This window comes from Chitinophaga oryziterrae, from assembly GCF_009758125.1.
Taxonomy (GTDB): domain Bacteria; phylum Bacteroidota; class Bacteroidia; order Chitinophagales; family Chitinophagaceae; genus Chitinophaga; species Chitinophaga oryziterrae.
Genome location: NZ_WRXO01000009.1, coordinates 221,380 through 236,117, shown reverse-complemented (window position 1 = coordinate 236,117; position 14,738 = coordinate 221,380). Strand labels below are relative to the sequence as shown.

5 protein-coding genes are annotated in these 14,738 nt (G+C 44.2%); 4 read left to right on the top strand and 1 reads right to left on the bottom strand.

Features of this window, described 5'->3' with window-relative positions; translation table 11 throughout:
- Positions 1-79 precede the first annotated feature (79 nt).
- Positions 80-1,102, bottom strand: a complete 1,023-nt coding sequence (locus GO495_RS25395; RefSeq protein WP_157302758.1) for a LacI family DNA-binding transcriptional regulator — start codon at positions 1,100-1,102, stop codon at positions 80-82.
- A 138-nt stretch (positions 1,103-1,240) separates the two neighbouring features.
- Here GO495_RS25395 and GO495_RS25390 point away from each other — a divergent pair, with 138 nt between their 5' ends.
- Genes GO495_RS25390 through GO495_RS25375 form a run of 4 tightly spaced genes read left to right on the top strand, consistent with a single transcriptional unit; the run spans position 1,241 to position 14,737 of the window.
- On the top strand, positions 1,241-5,632 hold the full coding sequence (locus tag GO495_RS25390) for a hypothetical protein (RefSeq protein ID WP_157302757.1): 4,392 nt from the start codon (positions 1,241-1,243) through the stop codon (positions 5,630-5,632).
- A 5-nt stretch (positions 5,633-5,637) separates the two neighbouring features.
- Positions 5,638-7,695, top strand: coding sequence for a fibronectin type III domain-containing protein (locus GO495_RS25385; protein ID WP_157302756.1), 2,058 nt, complete (start codon positions 5,638-5,640; stop codon positions 7,693-7,695).
- A 9-nt stretch (positions 7,696-7,704) separates the two neighbouring features.
- Complete coding sequence (locus tag GO495_RS25380; protein WP_157302755.1) at positions 7,705-12,984, top strand: T9SS type A sorting domain-containing protein; 5,280 nt, start codon at positions 7,705-7,707, stop codon at positions 12,982-12,984.
- A 7-nt stretch (positions 12,985-12,991) separates the two neighbouring features.
- The gene (locus GO495_RS25375; protein WP_157302754.1) at positions 12,992-14,737 is read left to right on the top strand and encodes a hypothetical protein; all 1,746 of its coding nucleotides are present in this window, start codon (positions 12,992-12,994) and stop codon (positions 14,735-14,737) included.
- Position 14,738 lies beyond the last annotated feature (1 nt).

The following is a 14,738-nucleotide window of genomic DNA, read 5'->3' as shown; positions in this document are numbered from 1 at the left end:
GACAGGCATTGTGCTATTGCATTTATTTATCGCGCTGTTCATGGGATTGTGCCTTATTGATCATGCGCGTATTACCTACCTACGTTGAAGCCTGTACGATCAGATTTGTAGCAAGGATCTTCCGCTCAAATTCTTTTACCGGCCTTTTGCTTTCTATCAGTTGTAGTAATAAGCTGGTAGCCAGTTCTCCCATTTCAAATGCGGGTTGCCGTACTACTGTCAGTGGCGGATGTAACAGTTCTATCAGGTCTGAGTTAGAGAAGCCGACCAGTGCGATATCCTCTGGGATACGGATACCTTTGCTTTTCAGCACACGCATACAGTTGGTGGTCAGTTTATCTGATGCAGTGAAAATAGCGTCCGGGCGGGGGCGTAACTTCAGCAACTGGCTGACAGCCTGTTCCACTTCCTCTAATTGTAGTCCGGAATAACGGGAGTATTTAATCAGTGCTTTACCTGGTTTTACCCTTGTTTGTGCCAGTGCCTCCATATATCCCGCCACACGTTCCCTGCTGATAGATAATGTTTCCGGTCCGGCCAGCACGGCTATATGTTTATAGCCTTTATTGATAAGGTGAAGCGTGGCGTCGTATGCCCCGCGAAAATTATCCACCATCACTTTATGGGTTTTGATATCCTCCACGATACGGTCGAAGAATACGATAGGAAAACCTCTGTCATGCAATGCTTTCAGGTGGTCCATGTTCTGGGTACTGCTGGATACGGAGATCAGCAGGCCGTCTACAGACCGCGATGCAAGGTACTGCAGGGTCATCACTTCCCTTTCATAAGATTCATGTGTCTGGGAGATGATAACGTTATAGCCGGTATCCTTGGCCACGGATTCTATGCCATTGATGGCCTGGGAGAAAAAGCTGTTGGCTATTTCGGCAACGATCACGCCTATGGAACGGCTTCTTTTCTCTTTGAGACTGAGAGCGATAGGATTAGGATGATAGTTGATCCGGGTCGCATATTCCAGCACCAGCTGTTTGGTAGCGCTGCTTATTTCGTGGCTATCACGCAATGCACGGGATACGGTGGAGGTTGAAAGCCCCAGTGCGATCGCAATATCTTTTATGGTTGCTGCTTCGAATTTCATAACGTGTTATGTAAATATAGGCGTTTTAGAAATGATGGTGAAGACTAATGACTTGTAATATGTTTCTTTTTTTAAATGTATTCATTATATTTGCATTAGTTTTAATGCGAATTCTTCAAGGGACAATCCTGTTAACTAATGATAATACGTCGCGGTAACCCTCTACCTGCTGTAGCTACAGCTTTGCTGTTATTTTTACTGTCATTCTTAAGGCCGGTCATTGTTTTATCCTCTCCGGTTAACCAGATAGACACTGCGGGTGCAAATGCCTATGTACAGGGACTTTTCAAGGAAATTCAGGACAAAGGGCGCTTTATAAATGCGCTGAATAATGAGGACATGGGTACCCTGCCGGTAGGGCTGGTAAGGGAGATCAATGGCAAAACATACGTGATTGCTATTGACAGCGCCCGGATGACCACCACAGGGGCTTATTTCAGCGCCTATTTCCGCTTTACCTTTCCCGGTACCAGTAATGACCTCATTTTCGGTGGTAAAAATATAGGCTTCACACCGGGAGGGGTCAGTGCAGTGACTGCCACCAAACTGGTGTTGCTGAACGATCAGAATATCCACATTAATGACCATGTAGACCTCTCTTTTCCGGGTAATGGTGACAATTACATAGAATGGGACTGTAACGGCTTTAAAGATGCGAATCTGAGCGCTGTATTTGAATTTGATAGTACCTGGTTACAACCCGAAGATACGAAGACAGATAAATTACGTGCGGCCCTGAAAGTGAATGTAACGGACCTGAGTAACATCATAGCTGCGGTGGATATACCTGCATTCCATATAGCAAAAATGACCGACTTCAGTTTCAAAGTGAAGAATGCGGTAGTGGACATGAGTGATGTGGCCAATCCGGGTGGGTTGAATGTGACCGGCGATATGCTGGATGATCCTGCCAGTCCTTTGTTATGGAGAGGTTTCTTCCTGCAGGAACTGGAAGTAGGGTTACCGCAGCAGGTAGCTACCAGGGAGGGAAGGCCCAAAGTGACTGTTACCAATTTTATCATTGATGATCAGGGTGTAAGTGGTAGTCTGACAGCAGAAAATATCGTCAGATTAGGAGATGCCAGCGCGGGTGGCTGGCCTTTATCTATAGACAAAATAGGGGTCAGTTTCAGTAAGAACAAACTGAATGGTGGAACACTTGGCGGAATGCTGCGGGTGAACTTCATAGGGGAAGATCCGCTGGCTTACGATGCCAGTGTGAGTATGAGGGGAAATGATACTTATTACTCCTTCAGCTTAAAAACTACTGTAGATAAAACATACAGTTTCTTTGCAGGAAACATTACCCTCGGTAAAGACTCCCGTATATCCATCACCAAAACAGAAAAAGACTTTCTGCCGGTGGCCGTATTGAACGGAAAGGTTACCCTCAATAAAAGCGTATTAAATGTTAATAACATTGCTTTCCAGGATCTGACCCTCTCTACGCAGAAGCCTTATGTTCACAGCGGTACATTCGATATAGGTACTGCAGGTGGTTCTAAAATGGGCGGATTCCCGATAGGCTTTGATAGTATACATATTGGTATAGCAGAAGGTAAAATAGGGATAGGCGCTACCGTAAGGTTGAATTTTATGAATTCATCTGATAAGGGTTTTGGGGGTAGTACTTCTTTTATTGTCACTGCGAGTCAGGAAGAAGAAGTACAAACCGTTACTGTCAATAACCTACCCGTACAAAAGACAACCACGCACTGGAAACTGGATAAGGTGACGATCAGTGATATAGACCTTACCGTAGCCGTGATGGCATTCAAGATGCATGGTATCCTCAGCATCTTCGATAATCATCCGGTATATGGCAATGGCTTCAGGGGTTTCCTGGACTTTACCATTCCCGGGCCTATCCCACAGGCAAAGGCCACTGCTTATTTCGGATCGAAAGACGATTACCGTTACTGGCATGTGGATGCATATATCGGCGTAACCATTCCTATTACGCCTATTATCAAGATCAACGGGTTGATGGGGGGAATGTCCTACCATATGGAAAGACCGTCGGATTTCGACCCCTATGACAGCAGGAATGCGATTGATAATAAGGGGGGATTGAAAGATGTGAGTGAGATCTTCCAGTATATACCTGTAAAAGAAGCCGGACTGGGTTTCATGGGTGGGGTATCCCTGGCACTGACCGCGGATATGGTGGTGAATGCCAACGTGGCCCTGGAAGTACAGTTTGGAACTGACGGTGGGTTCCGTTACGCGCAGTTTGACGGGGCCGGATATGTATTACATAAAGCTGTAAAAGCGAAGAGCAAATCAGAGGCAGGGGAAGATGATTCCGCACCGGCATGGGTGCAGTTTAAAATGCGCTATGATAATGTGAACCATACCTTCGACGCTAACTCTAAAACATACATTAATATAGCCGGTGTACTGAAAGGTGTGAATGAACGTGGCCTGGTAGGGGAAGCAGCACTGCATATCGCTCCGGATGACTGGTGGTTCTATATAGGTCGTCCTTCACAGATGTTTGGCCTGTCTATATTAGGACTTGCAGAAGTAAAGACGTATTTCATGATGGGTACCAGGGTGGAAGATATGCCGCCTTTACCTAAAGAAGTAAGTGAAGTATTTGATGATGTGAATACCAACTTCATGGCAATGGAAAACTCCATGAAGAGTGGTAGTGGATTTGGTTATGGCATACATTTCAGTGCAGGATTTAAGTTTGATTATGGAGTATATGGAGAATTTGCCATAGGAGCAGGATCAGATATCCTGTTACGTGATTATGGAGAGGCCCGTTGTAAAGGCAGTAATAGTATTATAGGATTTAACGGATGGTATGCAGCCGGACAGGCATACGCTTACCTGAAAGGTGATGTAGGGATTCGCGTGAAGGTATTTGGTAAGAAACGGGGTTTCTCTATTGCCAAATTATCGGCAGCCGTGCTATTGCAGGCCAAATTCCCGAATCCAAGCTGGTTCAGGGGAATGGTAGGTGTGAAGTATTCCGTACTTGGAGGAATGATCAAAGGGAAGGCAAATATTAAAGTGGAGTTAGGTACCCAGTGCGAACTGGTGAACGCCAAAGAACTGAACATCACTATCATTAATGATATCAAACCGGACGACAATACCTCAGATATCAGTGTGTTTGCTACACCACAGGTGGCCTTTAATATGCCTGTAGTAAAGCCATTCTCTATGTTGAATGAGAATGATGAAGTAGCCACTTACCGTATTCAACTGGATGCGCTGACATTGCAAAAAGACAATGCCTTTATCACAGGTACTACTACCATGAGTGATGACGGTACTTCTGCTTCCCTCACACTGAGGGATATATTACCGCCAACAAGTAAACTGACAGCTTCTGCCAGGGTGCATGTGGAAAGACAGAACGGAAGCAACTGGGATTCACTGAAAGCAGACTTCGAAGTGAAATCAGCTACTTTCACTACCGGTGCTGCGCCTGATAATATACCATGGGAGAATGTAGCCTATGCATACCCTGTGAACAGACAATATAACTTCCTGCCTAAAGAATACAATAAAGGATATATTAAACTGAAACGCGGTCAGCCTTACCTGTTCACTACTACAGACGATTCAGGTAAGAAATGGAAGATAACCGCTGCTATGACACAGGCAGGCGCACAGGTGCTGACCCCTGCTTTCAACTACGATGAAGGAATGGCACAGGTGAACTTTGATATTCCGCAGAACATGGCGAAGGAAGCGGTATATACATTTAATATTGTACGTTCTTCCCTGGATGGACAAACGGCTGCTAATAATGTACAGACGCAATCACAGACCGATGTATCAGCAGATGGGGATTCTACTACTATTGCACAAACAACATTAAAAGGCAATGCTACTTCTGCTGTCAGCAAAGAAGTGATCAATTACAGCTTCCGTACCAGTAAGTATAACACCTTTATAGAGAAGATGAGCGCCACTTCAGATCCAAGAGACCTGTTTGATGTAGCCACTAATTATATCAGTGTAATCGGACAACGTTTTGATGCTGCAGAATCATTCGACAAATTCGAAACGGAAGGAGATAATACGTTCTCTACCAAACCATTGATATCCCTGGTAGCAGGTACCAATAACAGCTGGTTACAAACACAGCTGATGCCACTGATCTATACCGGTTACCCTTTCAATGCAGGTATGACCATCACACGCGACCTGACCACCACCGGCGGTATTCCTCCTCTGGACGCAGTGCGTTTGTACAATGCCAATACCTCCGGATACAGACTGGAAGATGCGGCTATTTCTGAAGGACTGGCACCTACTATTCAGGACCGCTGCCGCTTTATGTACTACGTTTCTTTTGTGGCAAATGACGATTATCACGAACTGCTGAATAAAGCAAACCGTTTGTACATTAACGGAGTAACCGCTACCCCGGCTATCAGTAAATTACTGACATCTACTTATCCTGATTTACAGGGGAACATTTATTACCCGGTAGAACTGAAATACAGATTACCTGGTTCTAACAATATTACATCATCTGTTACGCGTAGCATTTATTATAAACTCTGATGACCATGTATCGTTTTATATTATTCTTTCTGTTGCTGAGTAGTTCCTGTGCAGTATACGCCCAGCAAAAAGAACATCGTATCGCCGGTCTGGCTGATGCGGGAAAAGATAAGATCAGACTGCGCTGGTCGCCTGCCAGTTATATCTCCTGGGAGATGGGTAACAAATACGGGTATACGGTAGAAAGGTTCACGGTTGCCATCAACGGACAACTGGTCACTAAACCACAGCCGGTATTATTGACACCACAACCGCTGAAACCTTATACGCTGGAACAGATGAAAGCGGCTGCTGATAAAGATGAACGTATCGGCATTATTGCAGAACTGATCTATGGTGAAAAGGCCGAAAAACTAAAGCCGGAAGCTGGTATTGGGGCTTATTTTGAGAACCAGAACCAGAACGACTGGCGTATGGCCATGGCCTTACTCTCCTGTGATTTGTCTATAAACGCAGCTAAAAGCGCCGGACTTTTCCTGGAAGATAATAATGTAAAAAAAGGTGAACGTTATGCCTATCGTATTTCATTGGCGAAACAACCGGTAAACCTGACTATAGATACAGCCATTGTAGTGGCTTCTCTGGATGAACCCACTTTATTATCTCCGCCGCAGGAGCTGGCGATAGTAGGTGCGGACAGTACTGTTACATTGGGCTGGCTCACAGCTTTCAATAAGAATATGTATACAGCTTACCAGGTAGAAAGATCGACTGACGGTAAGAATTTCAAACCGGTGACAGATTTGCCGGTGATGCCTACAGGGCCGGATAAAGCAGGGTTCTCTTATTATCAGGATTCATTGCCTGATAATGAAAACAAATACATTTACCGGGTACGTGGCATCACGCCATTTGCTGATTACGGGCCTTATTCAAAAACAGTGGAAGGATCGGGTGTAGCGTCTGTATCAGACAGACCGGTGATGGATACGATTATCGTGATTGATAATAAAAAGATCCAGTTACGCTGGTTCTTACCGGGTGAGTTATCCAAACAATTATCTAAAATTATCATCACCCGCAGTGCTAACGGGAAAGGGCCTTTTGAGCCTTTAGCTACCCTGAAATCACCTGTCTATACTTTTACAGATGATAAACCACTGGGATCAAATTATTATAGAATTAAAGGGATTACAAAAAGCGGGAAGACCATTTATTCCTTCCCTTATTTCGCGCAGGTAATAGATACTATTCCGCCTGTAATTCCAACAGGGCTAATAGGGAAGGTAGATTCTACCGGCATTGTTTCCCTGCAATGGGATGTTAATAAGGAAAAGGATTTGCAGGGATATCGTGTATTCCGTGCCAATGGTCCGAAAGAAGAGTTTGTAGAAGTGACAAGAGTGATCCTTACGGCCCCGGTATTTACAGATACGGTAACACTGCACACTTTAACATCTAAAGTATATTACGAAATAATAGCAGTGGATAAGAATTATAACACTTCCGGTTATACGCCTTACCTGGCATTAAAACGTCCGGATACTATTGCTCCTTCCTCTCCGGTGATAACAAGGGCGTACCGTTCTGACAGCCTGCATGCTATTGTACTGGAATGGCATAACAGCAGCAGTGAAGATGTGGTGAAGTATACATTATACAGTATCAATGCGAAAGATAGCAGCCGCAAAACAGTGGCTGCCTGGGATACACTTAATAAACGGGAGAAATACACAGATACTGCTTTACAGACGGGTAATACCTATTACTACGAACTGGAAGTAGCGGATGATTCCGGGAATAAGGCAAAGGAACTGAGTGGGGATATCTGGTTTGAAGCCGCTAAACGTCCTGCTGTTAAGAACATCAATGCTGTACCTGATCAGGACAAAAAACAGATTGTGCTGAACTGGTTGTATAACCAGCCGGAAGTAAAACAGTTCCGCATATTCAGGGCTAAAAATGATAGCCCCTTCCTTTTGTTTTCAACGCTGGATGGTGTTAACAGGCAATGGGCAGATAATGATGTCTTTTTGGGAAATGTATATAAATATAAAATTATCGCAGTGTTGAAGGGGGATATGAAGACGGAGATGAGTAAGGTAATTGAAGTGAAATATTAAATCAACCGGATGAAGAAATTTTTACTTTTTGTAAGTTTTGTATTATTCGTAAATGGTGTGTTAGGGCAAACGACTCCCTTGTGGAGCAGTACGTTTGTGTATGGAAATGTACAGAATCCTTCCGGCCTGGGTTCATTAGAGCTATACCAGAATAATACCTTTAGTTCTGCTCCATTTGGGTCTGCAGATGGTGTGGGTATTGTAATAGGGACTGGTACAACTTATGGGCCTGCGTTTAATATGTATCGTAATGGTTCTAGTTTTAGCTATCTTTTCGCATATGAAATTTATCCGATTGCCGGAAGGACAGTTGAGAGAGATGTCCCTTTTTACGGTCCTTACAAGAGTTATAGTGGTTTTACGGCAAGATGGACATATGAAATGATAGCGCCGAATGCACTTACCATTAATGCATCTTCTGCTACCCAGATTTGCGGGAATGAAAGAATGGGACTGACTTCTCCTCTAAACTGGCTTTTATTTTCCGACAGTTATGTTACTACTTCATTGGTATGGGAATATAACCTGAATGGTAGTGCCACATGGAAGGGGATGGATTCATCACAAAACAATTTTTTCTTTTATTTTACACCTGCCAGTTATATACCTGAGCTTAAATCAGCTACCCAGAATGTAAAGTTCAGATGCAGAATAAAGGCAAAATATAGTGACGCTACTTATTATTCTCCTTATAGCGCGGCTACTAATCCATTAGCGATTTCTCCACCACCTCCGACTGTAACAGATGAGAGTAAAATTGTAAAAACGCCTTCCTGTTTTGGTCAGAATAATGGGAAGATCGATATAGATCCTTCTAATATTGTTGCAGGTTATTCTACTATGCGCTGGATTCTCCGGCCTGCCAGTACAAGCGTTCCCTGTAATCCTGATCTGGGTAACAGTGCCTCTAATTGCGGGGATTTTGTGGATGAGAGTAATGGGGCTGAACCGGTTTCATCAGGTGTGCATGCAACAGGAGTGCCTAAGGGTGATTATGCTTTATGGTTGATAAACCCCGGTTCGGGCAGCGGTAACTGTTTTACGTCTATACCTGTTTCTGTAGGTGAATTAGCAGATTTGTCCATTGCTAATAATACAGCGCAGACAAAAGATGTCAGTTGTTATGGCGCAACAGATGGCGTTATAGGTGTAAGTGCAGCCGGTGGCGACGCTTCTTCCGGTTATTATTTCAAATTAACTACATCTACGGGTACGGTCGTATCAGCAGAACAGCTTTCTGCAAACGGGACCGTATTATGGCAGAACCTGCCTGTTGGTCAGTATATAGCAATTGTAAGAGATAATACCTGTACAGGTATCACAAGACAAGTGACCATAACAGTTAGTGGGCCGCCGCAGATCACTGGCTCAGTTACTGTTTCGCAGCCGCTCTGTATCAATCCGGGTGATGGTAGTATAGGCATTGCCGCCAGTGGTGGAACGAATTATAAATATAACCTGTATAAGAATAATGTACTGTTCGCACAATCTGCTACCACCACTGCAACAAGTTATTCATTCAATGGTTTAGGAGGTGGCGCTTATACTGCTGAAGTGATTAATGCAGATTATAGTAGTTGTCCGGGTTGGGGCAGCGCGGTAACATTGAATACCATCACGGCCCTTTCTTTACAACCCGTATCTGCTGATTCCGTGAGTTGTAACGGAGGCAGTGACGGTGCGTTAAAGGTTTCAGCCAGCGGTGGATCAGGAGCTTACAAGTATACGTTGGGAGCTGTAACGAATACCACGGGTATATTTTCAGGTTTATCAGCAGGGGATTATACAGTTACATTAAAAAACCAGGCCACTACTTGTAATGATGTAGCTACCAGATTAATCACTGTTTACCAGAGAGCCGCTTTACAGGTATCGCTGCAAAAAACAGATATCACCTGTAGCAGTGCAGCTAACGGTATACTGAAAGCGGTGGTGACAGGAGGTTCGGGCTCTTATAATTATACCTGGCAGCAATACAAAGCGGGGTCCTGGGTGGGTAATAGTTTCTGGTTTAATACGGATACACAGATAGAAGGACTCGAACCTGGTACTTATCGTGTAATCATCAGTGATAATAAATCTACCGGTTGTACAGTTACATCTTCTACCATTACACTGAATGATCCACTACCAGTAGCGTTTACAAATGTTACGGTAAATGAGGCGGTATGTCTGACAGAAGGTGCATCTGTGAATTTAACAGCTTCCGGCGGAGATGGTAATTATACCTATAGCTGGTCTACAGGTGCTGCATTTACAAATTTTACTGCAGGGAATGTATTACATACTGCCGGTACTTATACTTTCCGTGTAAGTGATGGCAAAGGCTGTAAAATAGAGACGGATACTTATCCTGTCACATTACCTGCTGCTGAATTAAGTTTCAGTACGCAGTTGTCAGATTATCATGGATTTAATGTTTCCTGTACAGGGAACGGGGATGGTAATATCACGGTTACGGCCACCGGGGGAAGTACAGTATATCAATATAAATTAGATAATAACAGCTACCAGGATAGCCCTGTATTTAATAACCTGGCAGCAGGCAGTTATACGATCAGTGTAAAAGATAGCAGGGGTTGTGAAAAATCAACTACTGTAGCATTGATACAGCCTGTTATTGTCATCAGGGGAGTGAAGACAGATATTAAATGTTATGGTGCAGCTACCGGTAAAATCGTTACAAATATATCCGGAGGTGCAGCACCTTATGTGTGCAAGGTAAATGGCGTTTCTTTTAAAGACAGTGTTACGGATCTGGTAGCCGGGAATTATACTTTAAGTATTACCGATGCCAATGGTTGTAGTAAAGATAGCCTGATAAATATTGTTAACCTGTATCCTGCATTGAAGGTGCAGAGTGCTGTCGTAACTGATATCAGTTGCTATGGTACAACAGGTCGTATTACGCTGGCAACAACCGGTGGTGATGGTGTGTATAATTATACGCTTGATGGCGCAGTATATACCAGTGGGGCTGCATTAACTGCCGGGGATTATCATGCATTGGTGACAGATGGTCAGGGTTGTACAGATGCTTATCCAGATCAGTTATTTGTTACTGCACCGGCATCAGCGCTTTCTTATACAGCTGTATTATCGGATTATAATGGCTATAATATTTCCTGTTCCGGCGGAGATAATGGTTTTGCGATTATCACCGCTACCGGAGGAAATGGCAGTACTTACAGCGGATATAAATATGCGCTTGATAATGGCACTTTTGAAGATGCGGCACTGATTGAGCATATCAATGCAGGTAGTCATTTACTGAAAGTAAAGGATGCAAGGGGCTGTATCTCTTCTGCCAGTTATACATTTACACAATCTTCCCTGGCACTGGACCTTGCACTGGTAAGTAAACAGGATGTGATTTGTGCGGCTACACCTGCAGGTAATATTACCGTGAAGGGAAGTGGTGGTACCGGTAGTCTGGAATATAGTATGGATAATGTTAAATGGCAAACGGCTACGTCCTTCTATAATCTGATCGCCGGTGATTATAACATCTATGTCAAGGATGCCAATAGCTGTGGGCAGCAGTTATCTGTACAAATCAATTCACAGGACCCTGCTATCACCATTGATAAAATCACGTTGAATGATATTGTATGTTATGGTTCCACAGGTACTATCAACATACAGGTACATGGGGGAGCTGGTACATTAACCAATGAATATTCCCTGAACGGAGTTGATTATACTGCATTTACCAATACCACCGCATTGGGTGCCGGCACTTACACTGTAAGAGTAAAAGATGTGCCGGGTTGTTATTCTGCGGTAGCAGATGCCGGTAGTATAACGGCCCCGGTGTCTGCACTGACTGCCGGTATTACGACTTCCGATTTCAACGGTGCGCAGATTTCCTGTTATGGCCTGTCCGATGGCACATTCGATATCACTGCAACAGGAGGAAGTGGCGTTTATCAGTATTCATTTAATAACGGCCCCTATACATCGATCAATAAATACGATCATTTAGCGGCGGGTACTTATCCTGTGAAAATCCAGGATACCCGTGGTTGTGTCATTACAAAAAGCGTCGCACTGCAACAGGCGGCTGCTGTATCGCTGACGGTAGCAGGGATACAGGATTTATCCTGCGGCGCCGATCCTACCGGTAAGATCACCTTACAGGCAGCCGGGGGTATTACTCCTTATCAATATGAACTGAATACGGAACAATGGCAGGAAATGCCTGTTTTCCCGTCTTTGACTTCAGGAAGCTATACGATGCAGGTGAAGGATAAGAACGGCTGTATGGCGGCTAAGAACGTCCTTGTGAAGGCATTAAATCCTGCTATCACAGCTACGGCCAGTATCACTCCTGTGAATTGTTATGGTGAGAATAGCGGAGCGGTGAAAGTAATTGTAAGCGGAGGGGATGGCAATTACAATAATCAATGGAATGTTGCGGACCCGCTGCATGTGCCTGCCGGCAATTATACCCTGAAAGTAACAGATGGTAAAGGGTGTACACAATCTTTTAACTATGAAGTAACACAGCCCGATTTACTTACCCTTGCCACTATAGCGCCTGCTGTATGTGATGGTTTAAGTGATGGGCGTATTACCGCAAATGCACAAGGGGGGATTTCTCCTTATCAATATGCTATTGATAAAGGTACATGGGGTATAACACCGGTATTCGAAACCCTGGTAGCAGGTAATTATACTATCAGCGTACAGGATGTGAATGGTTGTAATGTGAGTAAAGATGTACTGATAGATAAACTGAATGTAAAACCGGATGTAAACTTCCTGGTAGCATCCAGGGAAAATGCACTGGATACACTGGTGATTAAAGACATCAGTTTACCCGCACCGGATAATATCAGCTGGACATACTCTCCGGAAGCTGTCTTCATGGGATATGACGGTATCGCTCCGCTGATTAAGTTTAACAAAGAAGGGAATTACTGGATAGAGATGACCGCTACTTTCGGCAGCTGCACTTATTCCCTGAAAAAAGATATCGTGATTAATACCTATGATCCGCTGGCGGGACCTGTATACACATTACCTGTGCATGTGATCGATACGGTGTTATTATCACCGAACCCTAATAACGGGTATTTCAGCTTTGAGGTGAAGATGGTGAAGAAACAACAGGTGGTGGTATCTGTCTATGATATGAACGGCCGCCTGGTGGACAGTAAACAATATTCCCCTGCATTGCAGATTGATGACAAATTCGCACTCAGTAATACTGTCAGTGGTACTTACCTGTTGAGGGTGATAGCAGAGAATGATAGTAAGGATGTACGTTTTATTATTAGCAAGTAGCATGAAAATGAACCGTTATATATTTTCTCTTTTATTGCTCACCGCTTCTTTGCCGGCTTCTTCGCAGGCGCTGGACCAGCTGGGCGTAAAGAAAGGCGTGACGATGAGCGGATCTGTGAATGCCAGTACTACGCTTTATAAGGCCAATGGTATTGATAACAGGAGAGACCCGCTGGCCTGGTACCTGAATGGGAATATCAACATTAACCTGTTTGGATATTCCATGCCTTTTTCATTCAGTTACAGTAACCAGGGGAAAAACTATTCACAGCCGTTTAACCAGTTCCGCTTTGCGCCTTCCTACAAATGGGCAAGGGCCTACCTGGGTAGTACCAGCATGACCTTCAGCAACTATACACTGGCAGGACATATGTTCAATGGGGTAGGCGTGGAATTAACACCTGGTAAATGGAGAGTAAGCGCCATGTATGGTACTTTGCTGAAGGCGGTGCCTTTTGACGTACTGGTGCCTGATAGTTATAACAGGGCTGCTTTTGAACGTAAAGGGGAGGGGATAAAAGCAGGATATGAGAATGATGGTAATGCCTATGGCGTTTCTTTATTCCATGCAAAGGATAATGTGTCTTCACTGCCTTATATACCAGCGGACGCAACGATCTCTCCCAAAGAAAATATTGCTGTTGCCCTGAATCTGCGTCAGCATATTTCCCAGCGTGTGTTTGTAGATGCAGAGTATTCGGTTTCTGCATTGAACAGGGACGTACGTTCAGAAAAAAATGCATTTGACAGCAGCAGGGGAACATCTAACTTCTTAGGCCATTTATTAACGCCAACCAATACGACGCGTTACTTTGATGCGATACAGGCGGGATTGGGATATACCGGTAACTTCTACACCATTCAGCTGCGTTACGAACGAGTTGCTCCGGACTATGTAACGCTAGGCGCCTATAACGTAGTGAACGATATGCGAAACATTACAGTAGCGCCTACTTTCCAGTTATTTGGCGGGAAAGTGAACTTATCCGCTAACGCAGGCGTGCAGGTGAACAACCTGGATAAGAGCAAGACCAGTGACGCGAAACGAATAGTGGCCAATATTAACACTGGTATTACGCCGAATGAACACTGGGTCATCAATGCCGGATATTCCAATTTCAGTAATTACACCCGCGTACGTCCACTGGTAGATCCTTACTTTAATAACCCCCAGGATACCCTGGATTTCTACCAGGTGAATAACAGCTATAATGGGATGCTGATGTATCGTACGGGTAACAGGGAAGTCCAGCATGCTATCACCCTTAATTCTTCTTACCAGTATGCCAGTGACAGAAGCAGTGCTGTAGACGCGACAGAAAACCTCAGTAAGTTTTTTACTTCCAATTTAAGCTATAGTTATAACCTGGTACCGAAGGCGATATCCATGACAGGATCAGTGAACTATTATAAGAATACTGCTTCCGGTTTGAACACCACTTTTATGGGACCCAGTGTGAATGTGAACAAACAGTTTTTTGATAAGACATTCCGTACCGGTGTAACCGCTACTTACAATATTACCAATGCTACCAGCGATGTGGCCGGGCTGAGTACTACTACCAAAAGTACGCTGTTCAACAGCGGGCTGAATCTGAATTATTCTCCCAAAGGAAAACAAGCCGAAGGAGCTACCCATAAAACAACGCATAATTTCGGGGCATCTGTAATGTGGATGTTAAGAGGCGCTGCGGCAGCCCAACCCGGATATAACGAGTTAACCAGTACTATCAATTACACCTATTCGTTTTGAC